Source organism: Enterobacter sp. PL_is511, from assembly GCF_055816065.1.
The window spans coordinates 20,845-38,575 of the sequence record NZ_JBVPGP010000020.1 but is presented as its reverse complement, the minus strand read 5'-3'; the positions used below and the strand labels follow the sequence as shown (position 1 = coordinate 38,575).

Here is a 17,731-nt window from a genome sequence, read left to right as displayed (position 1 = left end):
CGACGATGAGCAACGTTGAAACCATTAAGGTGGTCCCGGCGCGTTATCCGCTGCGGGCCGTCGGCGCCGCGGTGGCGCTGTTTGTCCTGGCGGTCGTGATTCAGTCCGTGGCCTTTAACCCACGCTGGGAGTGGGCGGTGTTCGCCCGCTGGTTCTTCGACCCGGTGATCCTCGAAGGTGTCGGACAGACCCTGCTGCTGACGCTGATCGGCACCGCGCTGAGCGTGGTGTTTGGCGGTATGCTGGCCCTGGCGAGACTCTCTTCATCCTGGCTGCTCAGCAGCCTGGCGTGGGCGTACATCTGGCTGTTTCGGTCGCTGCCGCTGATTGTGGTGCTGATCATTCTGTACAACTTTTCCTATCTCTACGACACGCTCTCGCTCGGCGTGCCGTTCACCGGCATCACCTGGGGCAGCTTTGAAACCATCAACGTGCTGGGGCAATTTTCTACCGCCGTGGTGGGGCTAACCCTGGTGCAGAGCGCCTATACCGCTGAGATCATTCGCGGCGGATTCCTCGGGGTCGATCACGGGCAGTATGAGGCCGCCGCCGCGCTCGGCCTGCCGGCCTGGCGCCGCACGGTGCGCATCATTTTGCCTCAGGCGCTGCGCACCATTCTGCCGTCGGGGTTCAATGAAATCATCAGCCTCGCCAAGGGCACGGCGATGGTGTACGTCCTGGCGATGCCGGAGCTGTTCTATACCATCCAGATGATCTACAACCGCACGCAGGAGGTGATCCCGCTGCTGATGGTTGGTGCCGCCTGGTACCTGGCGATCACCACCGTCCTGTCCGCTATCCAGTACGGTGTTGAACGCGCACTTGCCCGCAGCGAACGCCGCTCTGCGGTAAATCAGAACCGTGCCGCCCGTCGTACCCGTTCAGTCACCACCACGCCAGCACAGGAGCCTATCCATGCAAGCCTCTCCTGAAGGACATATTTCGATTACCGGCGTCAGCAAATTTTTTGGCCGCCATAAGGCGCTCGACAACGTTTCGCTTGAGATCCCGCCCGGGTCCGTGACGGTCATTCTCGGGCCGTCCGGGTCAGGCAAATCAACCTTGCTGCGCACCATTAATCACCTGGAGCGCGTCGACGAAGGCTTTATTCAGATCGACGGGGATTACATTGGCTACCGTCGTCAGGGAGACAGGCTCTACGAGCTGAAGGAGAAGGAGATCCTCAAACAGCGCGTCAACGTGGGCTATGTGTTCCAGAACTTCAATCTCTTTCCGCATCTCACGGTGCTGGAAAACCTGATTGAGGCGCCCATCGCGCATAAAAAGCTCAGCAAAAAAGAGGCGGTGGAAAGAGCGTACAGCCTGCTGGACGTGGTCGGGCTGCGGGATAAAGCCGATGCCTGGTCCCGCCATCTCTCCGGCGGGCAACAGCAGCGTATTGCCATTGCCCGTGCGCTGGCGTTACGTCCTCGCGTGATGCTGTTTGATGAACCCACCTCGGCGCTGGATCCGGAGCTGGTAGGGGAAGTGCTGGACGTAATCAAAAAACTGGCCCGGTCCGGGACTACGCTGGTGGTGGTCACTCATGAGATCGGCTTTGCCCGGGAAGTGGCGGATCAGGTGGTGTTTATGGTCGACGGAAAAATTGTCGAGCAGGGAAGCAGTGACGAGGTATTAAACCGTCCGTCACATGCGCGAACGCGCCAGTTCCTGTCAAAAGTGCTGTAAGGAGCGCAGATGAAATATGGACTTCTGGCAGGACTGCTTTTTACGACGGCGAGCCACGCCAGCATTGATTTGAAAGCCAACGAGCAGCCGCTGCCGGTGACGGTGGATCGGCAGGCCGTGGCGAAGATCCCCGCCGGTTACAAATTCGTGGAGCCGGGTACGCTGACGGTCGCCGTCTCAATGCTGAACTCCCCGCCGCTGGCGCTGCTGGCCAGCGATAACCGTACGCGCATTGGCAGCGACCCGGATATCGCCCGCCTGCTGGCGGGCAGCCTGGGGCTGAAGCTGAAGCTGGTGCCGACAGCGTGGGAAGACTGGCCGCTGGGGATCGCCTCCGGGCGCTACGACGTGGCGCTGGTGAACATTGCGGTGACCGAACAGCGTAAAGAGAAGTTTGATTTTGCGACCTACCGCGTCGACTCGCTGGCGTTTTCGGTGAAATCCACCAGCGAGATCCAGTCAATCAAAAGCGCGGAAGATCTGGCCGGGAAAAGGGTGATTGTCGGCTCCGGTACGAATCAGGAACGCATTCTGCTGGGCTGGAACGAAGAGAACAAAAAGGCGGGGCGCGAGCCTGCGCTGCCGGTTTATCTCCACGATGATGCTTCGGGCAATCTCTATATCCAGTCCGGCAGGGCGGATGTGTTCTTCGGACCGCAGTCGGTTTCAGCCTATAAAGCGGCGCTCACAGGTAAAACCCGCGTGGTCGGTTTAGGGCCGAAAAAAGCCTATGTCGCGACCACGACCAAAAAAGGCAATGAGCTGGTGTACGCGTTACAGGCGGCGCTGGACGGCGCGATCAAGCGGGGAGATTACCAGAAGGTGCTGGCGCGCTGGGGCGAACAGGGCGAAGCGGTGGCACAGTCGGAGGTCAACCCGCCTGGGATAACCTACTAATGGTGCTCTACACTTAGGATTTTCACTCCTGAGGGGGCAACATGATTAAACTCTATGGCGTACCCGGCTGGGGCTCGGCGATCGGTGAAGTGATGCTAACCCTGGCTGATATCCCTTATCAATTTATCAACGTGGACGGCTTTGACCAGCCCGGCCCGCAGCGTGAGCTCCTGCAAAAGCTCAACCCGCTGTGTCAGGTGCCGACGCTGGCGCTGGAAAATGGCTCCATCATGACCGAAACGGCGGCGATTGCCCTGATGGTGCTCGACAGATGTCCCGACCTTGCTCCGCCCGTGGGGCAGGCCGAACGCCAGCAGTTTCAGCGTCTGCTGATCTGGTTTGTGGCCAACGTCTATCCCACATTTACGTATGCAGACTATCCCGAACGCTGGGTGCCGGATGCGCCGGAACAGCTGCAGAAAAACTGCATCGAATACCGGAAATCCCTCTATTTGTGGTTCGAAAGTCAGATTAAGGCCGCCCCGTTTGCGCTGGGGGAAAGGCTGACGCTGCTGGATGTGTATATTGCGGTAGCGCGCACCTGGGGGCCCCGTCACGCCTGGTTTGCCGAGAACACCCCTAAATTCACGGCGATTGCGGACGCCGTATGTCAGCGACCGGAACTGCACAAGGTGTTAAAGGCAAACAATATTATCTGATAACGTGTAACCCACATTCACAACCGGAAGCCTGCACATGCCACACGTAGATATCAAATGTTTTCCCCGTGATTTGAACGACGAACAAAAAACGGCCCTGGCGGCGGATATTGCCGACGTGATTATTCGCCATTTCAACAGCAAAGACAGTTCCGTGTCGGTGGCGTTGAACCAGATCGCGCCTGAAGACTGGAAGGCGCAGGTCTGGGATACCGAAATTGGACCGAAGCTGGAGGAGCTTATTAAGAAGCCCGGGTATTCGATGTAGGATCTTTGCCGGGGATCGAATAAGTCCTCCCCGGCTTGTTTTCCCGTTTTCGCAAAAATCGATAAAAATGCGTTTTGTCTTATCCGCTACACTTAACGTTTCTGGCTGACATATTATTAATCCTTAGGAAAGATCTTCAACAGAATCAATTAAGGACAGACACGTTAAAGGATAATTTTCTGATGACAAAATTACCCCGTTTTTCATTCGCCTTTCTTCATCCCCGTTACTGGCTAAGCTGGGCCGGCATTGCCGCGCTGTGGCTCATCATGCTGCTCCCTTATCCGCTTCTGTTCAGAATCGGTCATGGCCTTGGTCGACTGGCGATGCGCTTGCTTCCCCGCCGCGTCGAAATTGCCCGCCGCAACCTGGAGCTTTGTTTCCCGGAGATGAAAAAGGCGGAGCGAGAGTCATTGCTGCAGCGTAATTTTGAATCGGTAGGAATGGGGGTGATCGAGACCGGGATGGCATGGTTCTGGCCCGAGTGGCGGGTGAAGAAATACTTTACCGTGCGGGGTTATGAGCACATGGAAAAGGCCAGGGCGCAAGGAAAGGGCGTGGTGCTGGTGGGGATGCATTTTCTGACGCTTGAGCTGGGCGCGCGGATATTTGGCATGCTTAACCCAGGTATCGGGGTGTATCGTCCTAATAATAATGCCCTGCTGGACTGGCTTCAGACGCGCGGGCGCCTGCGTTCCAATAAAACCATGCTCGATCGTCATGATTTAAAGGGCATGATCCGCTCGCTGAAGCAAAATGAAATTTTGTGGTACGCCCCGGACCATGACTATGGCAAAACCAATAGCGTATTTGTGCCGTTCTTTGCGGTGCCGGATGCCGCGACGACTGCTGGAAGCTATATGCTGGTCAAAAGCGCTAAGCCTGCCGTCATTCCCTTTGTGCCGCGCCGCAAGGCGGATGGCACCGGTTACGAGCTGATCATTCTGGAAGATATCAGCGAGGCGTTGCAGGACGGCGATAAAGAAGCCGTGGCGACGCAGATGAACAGGGCGATTGAACACGCTGTACGGATGGCGCCAGAACAGTATATGTGGCTGCACCGGCGCTTCAAAACGCGTCCCGAAGGTGTACCTGACCGGTATGACCGCCGCAAGAGCGTGGCCCCACGGGGTGATATTCTCTCCGCCAGCGATTTTTCTGACCGATCAGGCATACAGCACTAAAGCCTCAGCGATGCCCTCACCCTGCGGTGAGGGCATGACCGTCGCTACAGCGCGGATCGGCGGTACGGCGCATAGTCCGCCTGCCACCACGTCTTCTCGATACGCGCCATCAACGTCTCATCATCTATCGCCGGTGCCACGCCCTGTTCAATCGCAGCCCGGGCGACGGCGACGGCAATCTGGCGTGAGACCGTTTCAATCTGATCTACCGGCGGCAGCAATCCACCTTTTTCCGTGGTGACCAGAGGAGACTGCGCGGCCAGGCTGCGGCTAGCTGCCATCAGCATCTCTTCCGTGACCCGGCGCGCGTTACAGGCCAGAACGCCCAGCCCCAGGCCAGGGAAGATGTAGGCGTTGTTACACTGGGCAATCTCGTAGTGTGCATTCTCCCAGAATACCGGAGCGAACGGGCTGCCGGTGGCCACCAGCGCGGCTCCCTGGGTCCAGGCGATAAGATCCTGAGGCTGGGCCTCCGCCCGCGACGTCGGGTTTGAGAGCGGCATGATAATCGGACGCGGGCAGTGGCGATGCATCTCTTTGACAATCTCTTCGCTGAACAGACCCGGCTGGCCTGAAACGCCGATCATCACCGTAGGATGCGCGTTCTTCACCACGTCCAGCAGGGAAATATTCTTCGCGTCTACCTGCCAGCGGCTTACGGCGTCGCGCGCGGTAAGCAGGTTTTTCTGGAAATCGAGCAGGTTGGTCATGTCGTCGGTCAGCAGGCCGAAGCGATCGACCATGAAGATCCTGCTGCGGGCTTCGGACTCGGTCAGGCCGTCATCGACCATCAGCGCCACAATTTTTTCAGCGATCCCGCATCCCGCAGAGCCGCTGCCGAGGAAGACCACGCGCTGATCGCGAATGCGCGTGCCCGCCGCGTGGGCCGCCGCCATCAGCGTACCTGCGGTGACCGCTGCCGTGCCCTGGATATCATCATTGAAGCAGCACAGCTGGTCGCGGTAGCGCTGGAGCAGGCGAGTTGCGTTTTTCTGCGCAAAGTCTTCAAACTGCAGGAGAACATTGGGCCAGCGTGCTTTCACGGTGCTGACAAACATATCCATAAACTCAGCGTATTGGTCGTCGCTGATGCGCGGATGACGCCAGCCCATGTACATCGGGTCGTCGAGGTGTTGCTGATTATTGGTGCCGACATCCAGCATAATCGGGAGGGTAGAGGCCGGATGGATCCCCCCGCAGGCGGTATAGAGCGACAGCTTGCCAATCGGGATGCCCATACCGCCGATACCCTGATCGCCAAGCCCTAAAATACGTTCCCCGTCCGTCACCACAATCACGCGAACGTCGTTGCGTGAAAAACTTTGCAGCATCTCATCAATACGATGACGGTTAGGCCATGAAATAAACAAGCCGCGCGCGCGGCGATAAATCGTAGAGAAATGCTCGCAGGCTTCACCGACCGTCGGGGTATAGATAATCGGTAACGTCTCTTTCAGATGCGAACGCAAGAGATTGTAAAAGAGAGTTTCATTGGTGTCCTGAATATTTCGCAGATAAACATGACGCGAGATATCGCTTTTAAAATGACAGAACTGTACCCAGGCGCGCTCGGTTTGTTCTTCAATGGTTTCAACGTTGTGCGGCAATAACCCATGCAGATTAAAATTATCACGCTCTTCTTTAATAAAAGCGAGTCCTTTATTTAATAGCGGATTCTCCAGCAATACGGCCCCATTGTAAGGGGTGTACAGAACTTCTTTCCGGGACATGGTTAACTCCTGAATTTTTATATAAAACAGATTAAGAGATGAAATAGATCATAATGCCTTCGGTCACGACCCCGACGGCAGTACCAATTAATATGGAAGAGGATGCGGTATCAATATAGGTGTCGCTGCGTAAAGCAAACATCCCCGCGGCAATAGCGGAAGGCGTTGCGCCAATAATTACGACCTGCTGCAGTAAGGTATGACTCAGGCCAAAGGCGATCCCTGCGGCGGCCATCATTGCCGGCTGAATCAGGTTTTTAATACTGATATTGGTAAATGTCTGCACGTTCAGTTTTGGACGTTCACCGTAAAACAGCAGGCCGAGGGCAAACAGGGACAGTCCGCCGGAAACCTTGCCAACCATCTCAATAGGCATGCTGAGAATGGAAGGGATTTGCACACCGGCGAGACTGAGCAAGACGCCGGAGACCGGGATCCAGACGATAGGGTTGCGAGCCGCTTTGATGAGGTTTTGCACGATCATCGCCCCCGGGTGCAGCGCCTCCAGGCCATCATGACCATTTTTATCACCCATACGAATCAGGACGATAGTCAGAGGGATCATGATAACGCTGGTGATAATGTTACCTATCAGCACACCGATAAATCCTTCCGGCCCAATCAATACCGCCAGGACCGGCGCGCCAAAGTAGGCCATATCAGGAAAGGCGCAAACCAGAGACTGAATGGCGCTGGTTTTGATATCGTGGCGAAAAACATAGCGTGAAATAAACAGCGTCAGTAAATACGACCCCATTAAACCGACAACCAGGACGGCCATAAAGGTCAGGTTTTTAATTTTATTGGGATCGGTATGCAATGCACCAATGAAAAGATGAAAAGGAAGGGCGAAACGAATCACCACGGTTGCCATGACGTTTGCATCTTCACGCCGGGAATATCCCAGCTTTCCACTTAGCCATCCAAGTAACATAATAAAGACGAGCGGAAACAGTGACTGTAATAGTAATGAAGGCATAGTATTTCCTGTAGGGTATTTTATGTGTTTTATTGCAGCGCTAATCTAGCGCTTAGATAGCAGGGCAGGAGTGACAAGTGTCACACTCTCTCTGGTTTTATTAATTTCAAAAAGATTGCATTAGTTGGATAAGTAATGCTTGCGTTAAAAATTGATAAGACGCAAGAATGCGACATGAGTTGCGATAAATAACTTTAGTTACTAAACGCTGAATTAAGTTATTTAAAGGCAAAGAGCCGAATTGTTCACATTTCTCCCTGCAGGCCCGTGATAATTTCACCCTGAGCCTGTTTTTAGAAAAGGCCATCTAAATCATTATTTATATTTAAGAACATTTTTTCGTATCAGGAATAGTTTCAGTTATTCCTTTCTCTGTATATCCGAACACAATTTTCAGGTGATTATATGAAAGATAATCCTGTACCGACTTCTGAGCTGTCTACCTCGCGTTTTGCCTTTGGGCTCAACAATACCGAGGTGGGCACGGTCCCGCTGATGCTGTTCGTCGGGATTGCCGCGATTGTGGCGACATCCGCCTGGGCAGGGCTGCTGCCAAAAAATATGATAGGTGGCCTCGCGGTGATCATGACCCTCGGTTTCGCGTTTGCGAAAGTAGGGCGTCAAATCCCGGTGCTGAAAGATATCGGCGGCCCGGCGATCCTGTGCCTGATGGTGCCCTCCGTGCTGGTCTATTTTGGCGTATTCGGGAAACATACCCTTGATACCGTGCATCTGCTGATGAAAGAGGCGAACCTGCTCTATTTCGTGATTGCCTGCCTGGTGGTCGGCAGCATTCTGGGGATGAACCGGGTGCTGCTGATCCAGGGGATGATGCGCATGTTTGTTCCGCTGGTGGCGGGAACATGCATGGCCGTGCTGAGCGGCCTCATTGTGGGCTCACTGTTTGGTTATACGCCTTACCACACCTTCTTCTTCATCATTGTGCCCATCATTGGCGGCGGAATTGGCGAGGGCATTTTGCCGCTGTCCCTGGCCTATTCGGCAATACTGGGGCAGACGCCGGACGTCTACGTTGCACAGCTGGCACCCGCTGCGGTCGTCGGGAATATCTTCGCCATTATTTGTGCGGGCTCGCTGGCGCGTCTCGGCGCGAAACGTCCTGCGCTTTCGGGAAATGGCATGCTCACGCGGAGTAAAGACGACGCCAGCCTGTTTGCCGGAGCGCAAAGCACGCAGCAGACGGATTTTCATCTGATGGGCGGCGGGTTACTGATGGTGTGCGCGTTTTTCATCGTCGGCGGATTGTTTGAAAAACTGGTCCACATTCCAGGCCCGGTGCTGATGATCCTGATTGCTGTTCTGTGTAAATACTTCAGGGTGATCCCGGCCTCAATGGAGCAGGGCGCGCACAGTTGCTATAAATTCGTCTCGGCTGCGCTGGTCTGGCCGCTGATGATCGGCCTTGGGATGTTATACGTGCCGCTTGAGAGCGTGGTGTCGGTCTTCTCGGTAGGATACGTGGTGGTATGCGGTTCGGTTGTGATTGCAATGGCGTTGAGCGGCTACTTTATCGCGTCGCGTCTGAATATGTATCCTGTGGAAGCGGCTATTGTAACCTGCTGCCACAGCGGGCTGGGCGGAACGGGGGACGTGGCCATTTTGTCCGCGTCTAACCGGATGTCGCTCATGCCGTTCGCGCAGATCGCCACCCGCATCGGCGGCGCGTCGACGGTGATTTTCGCCACGCTGCTGATGGGCTGGATTATGGCGCACTGATTCGAAACGTCAGGATACTGAATCGCAACGACATTTTCAGGATGTCGCTGCGGTTCAGTCCTTTATAAATATCACCGTACTGTATAGAATTACCGCATCCACAGCGACGGGATACCACACGATGACTGGAAGAGTTGATTATCAGATTGAAAAATATCTCCTTACCGAAGCCGCCGAGCCGGAGCGCCTGACGCGCCAGTGGGCGGAGGTGATGGAAGAGTGTCGTGAGCAAAAGTCCGGGGCAGAGGAGCGGTTGCGTCTCGCGTTGCTTAATGTGGATTACGTCACCAGCTTCGAGCTGCCCTTCAGGCTACTTCTCACCCGTGCGCCCCAGTTAATAGACGTTGCCAGAAAAGAGCTTCAGCTCAGTCAGAAAAATGTTCTGTTTAACGGCAAGCGCTTTGGCTGCGTCTATAGCCTGAAAAGGGATCTCGATGGAATACCTGACGAGTTTACCTATCAGCTGAAAACGCGGATCCAGCGCAGTGACGCGACAGGATGTAATGAGGTGCCTTACAGGCAAATTGCCCAGCAGGTCAAAGCCCCAAAGGAACGTCTCAAGCTGGCGCTGGAAAACGGCCTGTCTGTGACGGCACTCGACGGGCTTTTCTGGTTTGGCATTCAGCGCATCGCGGCGGATGTACAGAGGTTAAGGAAAATGGGCGTGAGAATTGTGACGTCGGAGACCGAAGTCTTTGATACGCTGACAAAGACCAGCCGACGGATCCCCGTATATAGCCTTGCTCGCCCGGAATGAGTATTCGCCGCTGAGCGGTCGACTGCATCAAACATGACGGAAAATGGCGGCCAGTTTTTTTACAGCGTCTTCTATTTCCCTGTCCGTGTAAGCAGCAAATCCCATCAAAAAACCGGTGGACGCGGGGGAACCTGCATATAAATCGGTAAGCCCTAGTATATCAACACCCGCACGGCGGGCGGCGGTGGCTATCTCTTTCTCGGATATTCCGTGTTTCAGATGACAAGGCATTTGCATTCCCCCCGCTGGTGTTTCACAGGCAACATACTCAGAAAGATACGCATCCATCAGGCTTGCCAGCATGTCGCGACGAGCAACATAAATTCCCCGCATCTTACGAACATAGGCACCAAAATGGCCTCCCTCCAGAAATTTAGCCAGCGTCAGCTGGGTTATTGAGGCGGTGTGACCATCCATCAATGTCCTCGCCATGGTAAAGGGCTCTGTCAATTCTGAGGGAACGATCATGTAGGCAATACGCAGCCCAGGGAACAGAGACTTGGTGAACGTGCCGATATAAATTGTCCGGTTGTACGTATCAAGCCCCTGAAGACTGGCCATAGGCTTACCTTCGTAGTGAAACTCACTGTCATAGTCATCCTCAATGATCCAGGCCCCGTAACGGTTTGCCCATTTGACAACTGACAGTCGTCGGTCAAGAGAGAGCGTCACCCCGGTAGGGTACTGATGAGAAGGCGTAAGGTATATCGCCCTGGCTGGCTCGGTCAGAGAATTAAGACCGTCAACCGAGATGCCTTTTTCATCAAGAGGAACCGGAATGCAGCGAAGTCCTGCGGCGTTGAACGCTTTGTGTGCCCCTTGATAGGAGGGATCTTCAATGACAATGCCGTCTCCGGCATCCATCAGCACGTGGGAACAGAGCGCAAGCGCCTGTTGAGAACTTGTCAGAACGATGATCTGTTCTGCCCTCGCACGCGTCCCGCGCTCAAGGTTGACATATTCCGCAATGGCCCGTCGCAGGTGCTCTATACCCTGTGGTGGACTTTGCTCTAATGCCTGATGCTGAAACTCCTTCAGGACCTGTCGCTGAAGACGCTCCCAGGTTGAAATGGGAAACATGCGGGTTTCTGGAATGCCGGGCGCAAGGGGACGAGGGGAGGAAAATTCGCGGATCCCGCCGCTTTCATAAACGATCTTACCTCGGACGCTGAGTTTTGCTTTTCGTATCTCAGCGGTTGGCTGATGCTGTCGAGGACGGGATTTTAAAAAGCGCGCGCTGGAAGAGACGAAGCTCCCTCTGCCTGTTTGTCTCTCAATAAACCCTTCGGCATGCAGGCTGGAGTAGGCCACTTCTATGGTATCCCGGGAAACGCTGAGAGAAGCCGCCAGAGCGCGTGAAGCAGGAAGGGCCTTACCGTGAGATAATACCCCTTCCAGTATCAGCGTCCGTATTGCTCTCTGGATCCTTTCATGAAGCGGTAGCGATCCGTTAGCGGGGTCGATAATCCATGCCTTAACCGTTTCAAGCTGCGCGTGCTTAAACATGACGTTGTCCACTTTTCCTCTGTGTCTCTTGATTCTAAAGCAATACTGCATGCAGCAGGATGAAAAATTGGTCTGCTTTGATGTCGAGAATTGGCGGGGCAAAACGTGCCATTCAGCGAATACACTCTTCCTGAAACGAATAAACGGGTGAGAGAAGAGGCAATATGAACAATACGATCGTGACAATTGAGGCAGTTAAAGAACGTGATTTTGAAAGCTGGATGCCACTATGGGGAAAATATCAGGCGTTTTACCACGTCGATCTGTCCGGGGCGATTACAGAACGAACCTGGCAACGATTTTTCAGCCCCGTTGAGCCGCTATTCTGCGTGGTGGCACGATGTAATGGAGAAATAGTGGGTTTTGCGCATTATCTCTTTCACCGTTCGACCTGGGCTGAGAGCGATTACTGCTACCTCGAAGATTTATATGTCTGCGAAGCTGTCAGGGGCAAACATATTGGCAAACAGTTAATAGAATATGTTCAGAGAGAAGCCAGAAAACATCATGCCAGTCATCTTTACTGGCATACGCATGAAGCCAACTATCGCGGGCAACGATTGTATGACTGGATTGCGAAAAAAAGTGGAATGATTGAATATCGTATGCAGGTAAGGTAAATCCCTTTGCTGACGATATGCCCCTTACATCATTAAGGGGCTTTAACCCGATATGCTCTTATGATTTAGCCTGTAAAAGTATCGCCATCAGCCCCGGAAAGCGGGCATCCAGATCCTCTCTGCGCAATGAAATCATGTTTTCTCGTCCCTGCGGACGCTGCCAGATCACGCCGCTGTCGCGCAATACGCGCCAGTGATGGGTCATCGTAGACTTCACCACATCTTCCGGGCGCAGCGCGTTACAGCTGAGTTCGCTGCCATCGGCCAGCCGGCGAATTATCGACAGCCGGAGCGGGTTGCCGAGGGCAAACAGCACATTTTCCAGCAGTATTTGTTCAGTTTCAGGGTGGTTTGGGATCATCGTTTTCCTGCGTATGGCGTCAGATTGAGCTATATCAACAATAGGTCAACCGTTAAAAAATAGTTCGATAATACTCGTACAATAGGACTATTATAGCAAACGAACGAATGCACGACCATCCTGGTCGTCACAGACAAGTCATAAGACTTAAGGAAATATCATGCCCCGACCCATCCCTCTCGAACGTTATCGCAACATCGGTATCTCCGCGCATATCGATGCCGGTAAAACCACCACCACTGAGCGCATCCTGTTTTATACCGGGATGAGCCACAAGCTGGGTGAAGTACACGATGGCGCGGCAACCACTGACTGGATGGCGCAGGAGCAAGAGCGCGGGATCACGATTACCTCCGCGGCGGTCAGCTGCTTCTGGCCGGGTATGGACAGAGGATATGAGCCGCACCGGATTAACATCATCGACACCCCGGGGCACGTGGATTTCACCATTGAAGTGGAACGTTCCATGCGCGTACTCGACGGTGCCGTGATGGTGTATGACTCCGTGGGCGGCGTGCAGCCGCAGTCAGAAACAGTCTGGCGTCAGGCCAATAAATATCACGTTCCGCGACTGGCCTTCGTCAACAAAATGGACCGTCCGGGTGCCGATTTCTTCCGCGTCGTGCGGATGATGCAGGAACGCCTGAAGGCCAATCCGGTGCCGATTGTCATCCCGGTGGGTGCTGAAGATCACTTCACCGGCGTGGTGGATCTCATCAAGATGCGCACCATTCTGTGGGACGATGCGACGCAGGGCATGGTGTTTACCTATGCGCCCGTGCCGGATGATTTAGTCAGCACCGCCCGGGAATGGCGGGAGAAAATGGTCTCTGCGGCGGCGGAAGCCAGCGATGAACTGATGGATAAGTACCTGGAGACGGGCGACCTGACGGAAGCGGAAATCATCAAAGGGCTGCGTATTCGCACCATCTCGGGAGAAATCCAGCCGATGCTGTGCGGCAGCGCGTTCAAGAATAAAGGCGTACAGCGCATGCTCGATGCGGTTATTGAGCTCATGCCGTCGCCGCTGGACGTGCCGGCCATTGATGGCGTGGATGAAAAAGGGCAGCATGCGGAGCGTCATCCGAGCGATGATGAGCCGTTCTCGGCCCTGGCGTTCAAGCTGATGAGCGACCCGTATGTCGGGCAGCTGACCTTTATCCGCGTGTACTCTGGCGTGCTGCGCAAAGGCGACGCGGTGTACAACCCGGTGAAAGGGAAGAAAGAGCGTATCGGACGTATTGTGCTGATGCATGCTAACGATCGCCACGAGGTGGACGAACTGCGTGCCGGGGATATCGCGGCCTGTGTCGGGCTGAAAGACGTGACCACCGGCGACACGCTTACCGATCCGAACGCCGTCATTACGCTTGAGCGCATGGAGTTCCCGGATCCGGTGATCTCGCTGGCGATTGAGCCGAAAACCAAAGGCGATCAGGAGAAAATGGGCATTGCGCTGCAGCGCCTGGCGGCGGAAGACCCGTCTTTCCGCCTGCATACTGACGAAGAGTCCGGCCAGACCATTATCTCCGGGATGGGTGAGCTACACCTCGAGATTATCGTCGACCGCATGAAACGTGAGTTTGGTGTCGAGGCAAATATCGGTCGTCCGCAGGTGACCTATCGTGAAACCCTGCGTAAAACGGTGAAGGATATCGAAGGCAAATTTGTCCGTCAGTCCGGCGGTAAAGGCCAGTACGGTCATGTGGTGCTGAGCCTGGAGCCGCTGGAGCCCGGAAGTGGTTTTAAATTTGAAGATGCCACTAAGGGCGGCGTGGTGCCGCGCGAGTATATCCCGTCCGTAGAGAAAGGACTGCGGGAAGCAATGAACAGCGGGGTACTGGCGGGCTATCCGGTCGTCGATGTCAAAGCGACGCTGACGTTTGGCTCGTATCACGATGTCGACTCCTCGGAGATGGCCTTCCGCATGGCGGCGATCCTCGGTTTCAAAGAGGGCGCCCGCAGGGCAGATCCGGTGATCCTTGAGCCGATCATGCACGTGGAGGTGGAAACACCGGAAGAGTACGCCGGTAACATTATGGGCGATCTCTCTTCACGACGCGGCATGGTGCAGGGGATGGCGGAGCAGTACGGCAGCCAGATTATTCGTGCTGACGTGCCGCTGGCAGAGATGTTTGGCTATGCCACGACATTGCGCTCGATGTCCCAGGGACGCGCGACGTATACGATGGAGTTCCATCATTTTGCGGAAGCGCCGCGGAATGTTGCGGATGAGATTATTTCACGGCGTGCGAAGTAGTTAATGAATTGCACACGGTAGCCGCTGGGTTACCGTGTGCTTTTGCCGCTGTAGCAGAGGGCTTTCATATCCGATTATTACTTGATCAGCGTGGCCGATCGAACTTTCCATTTCCCTTCTTCCTGAACGAGACAATCTGCTACAACGTGATTTTGTTTCTTACCAAATGCGAGATAGACGTTTGTGCAAACGGCATCAAAATCAGAGTGTAAGACGGTTATCTGATTCCAGTCTTCATCCCAGTCCTGCGTTTTGATGAACATATCAGCATCGGGCATGTCTTTTTCGTTACTGTCTCCTGAGTACATCTCCTTAATTGCATCAATTGTCCCAGAGGCAACGTATTCATTCATAATGTCTGGATTCAGCACTGGTGGTTTGTCCTGATTCAGCTGAGCGATATACCATTGATTGAATTTAAGCGCAGCCTGGCCTGGGGCATAGTCAGTTTGGGCGACTGCGAACGGAGAGAGGGCAAAAAGAAAAAAGCAGAGTATTTTCATTAGTCGTGCCTGAACAATTCGTAATGAGGCTGTATGTTTCGGTAAGCCTGTCCCGGATACAGGGTGCGTTGTACAAAATCGCTTATCCACTGCTGGCCATCATAAATGCAAACGTGCCCGCTATCGTGACCCACTATATTTTGGATAACGGCTACGTCTCCGGCATGAGGTTGATCGTATACCAGGCGGAATCCAGCGTTGACCAATGTACGCCCCATATCTTTTGCCAGACGCGTATTGGGAATTTTTAATTTTCCCCCCGTTCTGATCGCTTCGGTGACGTAGCGAGCACAATAACCGGTGCACTTCGGTTGGGCGTGTGATTTGGCATAGGAGATTGCGCCATCTTTATTCCATGACATTGATATTTCCTTAACGGGAGAGTGCTAATGCAGCAACTCCGGAAATATCCTCCGTTTTACAACGCAAGAGTAAACATAAAATGCCATAGAAATTTAATATAATTCAGCCATATATGATTTAAACAATCAATCCAGCGCCTTCACCATCTTCCCGCTCGCCACAAACGTCCCGGCCCCAAGATGATGCAGGGTATTGAGCTTATCCCCATCAAACTGCCAGCGTCCGGCGATAAACGCCCGTTCATCCGCTGCCGCTGAAACTACTTCGCCAAACAGGGTGTCGTATTTCTCTGCCGCGGAGGTCACGGGTAATAACCGGCATTCCATCCACGCCAGGCATTTCTCTTCAATGACCGGCAGGCCGAGCTCCGGGCCATTCACCACCGGGATCCCATAGCAGTTGAATTTGTCCTCATCGCGCCCGCTGACGCTGCCGACCGCGTAAGTCCAGTTGGCCGCCGCCACGCCGGGGATAACGATGCCAAATTTCCCGCTGCGTTCGATCAGCTCGCGTGACCAGGTACTTTTATCCACGACTATCGCGATGCGTGGCGGTTCAAACTCAACGGGCATTGACCATGCGGCGGCCATAACGTTACGTCTGTCCAGGCTTTCATCGCGGCTGGTGATCAGCACGGTAGGGCCGTGGTTCAGCAGACGGCTGGCATGACGTAATTCAACAGGGTGAAAGTGGCTCATAGGATCTCCTCATCTGTAACGATGAGTATGACGAAAAAGCACGTAAATCAAAGTGAGTGCGTAAAATTAGTTTATAAACAGAACATCACAATCAAAGGAAACTGATGTATGTCCCCATTCCTGACCGCCTACTTCGCTCGCATCGGCTGGACGCAACCGACACGGGTGGATATCGATACCCTGCGCGCGCTGCATTTACACCATAACTGTGCGATCCCTTTTGAGAATATTGACGTCGTGCTGCCGCGCGAAATCCAGCTTGACGATCGGTGTCTGGTCGACAAGCTGGTCACCGCCCGTCGCGGAGGATATTGCTTTGAGCAAAACGGCCTGTTTGAGCGGGTATTGCGTGAGGTCGGGTTCACGGTGCGCAGCCTGCTGGGACGGGTGGTATTAGCGAACCCGCCGCAAATGCCGCCGCGCACTCACCGCCTGCTGCTGGTTGAGCTTAACGGCGAGCGCTGGATTGCGGACGTGGGGTTTGGCGGCCAGACGCTGACGGCGCCAATTCGTCTGCTCGCCAGTGAGGAACAGGAAACGCCGCACGGCCTGTATCGTCTGCTGAGCGAGGGTAACGACTGGGTGCTGCAGTTCCGTCACCACGAGCACTGGCAGTCGATGTACCATTTTGACCTGACGACACAGTATTTCAGTGATTACGTGATGGGGAATTTCTGGTCGGCGCACTGGCCGCAGTCGCACTTCCGCCATCATCTGCTGATGTGCCGCCATCTGCCGGACGGCGGCAAGCTGACGCTGACCAACTTCAACTTTACCCACTGGCAGAACGGTCATGTGGAGGAGCAGATTCATTTGCCGGATGCGGAGGCGCTGTATAAGCTGCTGCAGGTGCGGTTTGGCCTGGGCGTTGATGACCCGAAGCACGGCTTTACCCTGGCCGAGCTGACGGCGGTGATGGCGGGGTTTGATACGCATCCGCAGGCCGGGAAATAGCCCGGTGGCGGCTACGCCTTACCGGGCCTACGGGTGCCCGAACACAGGCCGCCACCCGGCAGGTTAGTTTAAACATCGTCAAAGGCATGCTGATATGGAAATCTTGTTGCGGAATAAATTCAGTTCAGTGGGAATGTTACTCGGGGTTATTGCACTGCTTCTTTCATTAGTGCAGTTCACTTTTGGTCCTTTTTCGACAAAGTCGACAGCGCTTGAAATTGTTGTGGCTGAAAAAGTTTCGGCGGTAAAAAAAGGGATCATTGCTGGCATAAAGGGAGAACAGCCGACCGTTGAAGCGAAAAAGAAAGCGGTCGATATCGACAGCATTCTTATCAATAGCGGAATAATTTTATCCGTGGTGGCATTAGGGCTTGCCTTCACTGCTGGGATGCGCAAAGAGAACAGATGGGGGGTGAGTGGTGCACTGTTTTTTTCCGGGGCCACGCTCGCTTTTCATGCGGCGTTACTGGCTTTTGGTCTGATTGTCGCAGTGTTGCTGCTGCTGTTGGTTATTTCAGTCGTCAGCGGAAGTAATTTGTTCTGACATTGCGGCCCGGTGGCGTCAA

19 protein-coding genes are annotated in these 17,731 nt (G+C 54.3%); 12 read left to right on the top strand and 7 right to left on the bottom strand.

The window, feature by feature from the left end:
• Positions 1-5: 5 nt before the first annotated feature.
• The 6 genes from AC0TN7_RS07720 (at position 6) to AC0TN7_RS07695 (ending at position 4,697) form a co-directional block, all read left to right on the top strand.
• Positions 6-932: an amino acid ABC transporter permease gene (locus AC0TN7_RS07720; protein WP_023327573.1), complete on the top strand. Its 927-nt coding sequence runs from the start codon at positions 6-8 to the stop codon at positions 930-932.
• Positions 916-1,689 (top strand): amino acid ABC transporter ATP-binding protein, encoded by a 774-nt coding sequence (locus AC0TN7_RS07715; protein ID WP_024909602.1) that lies wholly within the window; start codon positions 916-918, stop codon positions 1,687-1,689. The genes AC0TN7_RS07720 and AC0TN7_RS07715 overlap by 17 nt, the downstream gene beginning before the upstream one ends.
• Before the next feature lie 9 nt (positions 1,690-1,698).
• Positions 1,699-2,586, top strand: a complete 888-nt coding sequence (locus AC0TN7_RS07710; protein ID WP_024909601.1) for an ABC transporter substrate-binding protein — start codon at positions 1,699-1,701, stop codon at positions 2,584-2,586.
• Between the two features lie 41 nt (positions 2,587-2,627).
• Positions 2,628-3,245: a glutathione S-transferase family protein gene (locus AC0TN7_RS07705; protein ID WP_024909600.1), complete on the top strand. Its 618-nt coding sequence runs from the start codon at positions 2,628-2,630 to the stop codon at positions 3,243-3,245.
• 37 nt (positions 3,246-3,282) lie between these two features.
• Positions 3,283-3,513 (top strand): tautomerase PptA, encoded by a 231-nt coding sequence (gene pptA / locus AC0TN7_RS07700; protein ID WP_024909599.1) that lies wholly within the window; start codon positions 3,283-3,285, stop codon positions 3,511-3,513.
• Positions 3,514-3,695: 182 nt separating this feature from the next.
• Entirely contained in the window at positions 3,696-4,697 is a 1,002-nt protein-coding gene (locus tag AC0TN7_RS07695; protein ID WP_473702001.1) for a Kdo(2)-lipid IV(A) acyltransferase, read from the top strand.
• A 44-nt stretch (positions 4,698-4,741) separates the two neighbouring features.
• Here the strand turns inward: AC0TN7_RS07695 and AC0TN7_RS07690 are convergent, their stop codons facing one another.
• Positions 4,742-6,427 carry an NAD-dependent malic enzyme gene (locus AC0TN7_RS07690; protein WP_473702000.1) on the bottom strand — a complete coding sequence of 562 codons (1,686 nt, stop codon included), beginning with the start codon at positions 6,425-6,427 and terminating at the stop codon, positions 4,742-4,744.
• 31 nt (positions 6,428-6,458) lie between these two features.
• Positions 6,459-7,406: an AEC family transporter gene (locus AC0TN7_RS07685; protein ID WP_024909596.1), complete on the bottom strand. Its 948-nt coding sequence runs from the start codon at positions 7,404-7,406 to the stop codon at positions 6,459-6,461.
• Between the two features lie 405 nt (positions 7,407-7,811).
• Here AC0TN7_RS07685 and AC0TN7_RS07680 point away from each other — a divergent pair, with 405 nt between their 5' ends.
• Positions 7,812-9,143 carry a 2-hydroxycarboxylate transporter family protein gene (locus tag AC0TN7_RS07680; RefSeq protein WP_033145663.1) on the top strand — a complete coding sequence of 444 codons (1,332 nt, stop codon included), beginning with the start codon at positions 7,812-7,814 and terminating at the stop codon, positions 9,141-9,143.
• Between the two features lie 121 nt (positions 9,144-9,264).
• Positions 9,265-9,900 carry an ECs1377 family protein gene (locus tag AC0TN7_RS07675; RefSeq protein WP_248164773.1) on the top strand — a complete coding sequence of 212 codons (636 nt, stop codon included), beginning with the start codon at positions 9,265-9,267 and terminating at the stop codon, positions 9,898-9,900.
• A gap of 27 nt (positions 9,901-9,927) precedes the next feature.
• Here the strand turns inward: AC0TN7_RS07675 and pdxR are convergent, their stop codons facing one another.
• On the bottom strand, positions 9,928-11,406 hold the full coding sequence (gene pdxR, locus AC0TN7_RS07670; RefSeq protein WP_473701999.1) for a MocR-like pyridoxine biosynthesis transcription factor PdxR: 1,479 nt from the start codon (positions 11,404-11,406) through the stop codon (positions 9,928-9,930).
• 164 nt (positions 11,407-11,570) lie between these two features.
• On the opposite strand from pdxR, the gene AC0TN7_RS07665 reads away from it, so the two are divergent.
• Positions 11,571-12,026 carry a GNAT family N-acetyltransferase gene (locus AC0TN7_RS07665; RefSeq protein WP_407820420.1) on the top strand — a complete coding sequence of 152 codons (456 nt, stop codon included), beginning with the start codon at positions 11,571-11,573 and terminating at the stop codon, positions 12,024-12,026.
• Between the two features lie 58 nt (positions 12,027-12,084).
• Here the strand turns inward: AC0TN7_RS07665 and AC0TN7_RS07660 are convergent, their stop codons facing one another.
• Entirely contained in the window at positions 12,085-12,387 is a 303-nt protein-coding gene (locus AC0TN7_RS07660; RefSeq protein WP_024909591.1) for an ArsR/SmtB family transcription factor, read from the bottom strand.
• A 160-nt stretch (positions 12,388-12,547) separates the two neighbouring features.
• Between AC0TN7_RS07660 and fusA the strand changes: the two genes are divergently transcribed.
• Positions 12,548-14,647, top strand: a complete 2,100-nt coding sequence (fusA, locus tag AC0TN7_RS07655) for an elongation factor G (protein ID WP_032647431.1) — start codon at positions 12,548-12,550, stop codon at positions 14,645-14,647.
• A gap of 77 nt (positions 14,648-14,724) precedes the next feature.
• On the opposite strand, the gene AC0TN7_RS07650 is transcribed toward fusA, so the two are convergent.
• The 3 genes from AC0TN7_RS07650 to AC0TN7_RS07640 form a co-directional block, all read right to left on the bottom strand.
• Positions 14,725-15,150, bottom strand: coding sequence for a DUF3828 domain-containing protein (locus AC0TN7_RS07650; RefSeq protein WP_090416784.1), 426 nt, complete (start codon positions 15,148-15,150; stop codon positions 14,725-14,727).
• The gene (locus AC0TN7_RS07645) at positions 15,150-15,512 is read right to left on the bottom strand and encodes a CHAP domain-containing protein (RefSeq protein ID WP_463726745.1); all 363 of its coding nucleotides are present in this window, start codon (positions 15,510-15,512) and stop codon (positions 15,150-15,152) included. Before AC0TN7_RS07645 ends, AC0TN7_RS07650 begins: the two co-directional genes overlap by 1 nt.
• Positions 15,513-15,638: 126 nt before the next feature.
• Positions 15,639-16,211 (bottom strand): flavin reductase family protein, encoded by a 573-nt coding sequence (locus AC0TN7_RS07640; RefSeq protein ID WP_024909587.1) that lies wholly within the window; start codon positions 16,209-16,211, stop codon positions 15,639-15,641.
• Between the two features lie 108 nt (positions 16,212-16,319).
• On the opposite strand from AC0TN7_RS07640, the gene nhoA reads away from it, so the two are divergent.
• Positions 16,320-17,165 (top strand): N-hydroxyarylamine O-acetyltransferase, encoded by an 846-nt coding sequence (nhoA, locus tag AC0TN7_RS07635; RefSeq protein WP_463726744.1) that lies wholly within the window; start codon positions 16,320-16,322, stop codon positions 17,163-17,165.
• 94 nt (positions 17,166-17,259) lie between these two features.
• Entirely contained in the window at positions 17,260-17,709 is a 450-nt protein-coding gene (locus tag AC0TN7_RS07630) for a hypothetical protein (RefSeq protein ID WP_024909585.1), read from the top strand.
• Positions 17,710-17,731 lie beyond the last annotated feature (22 nt).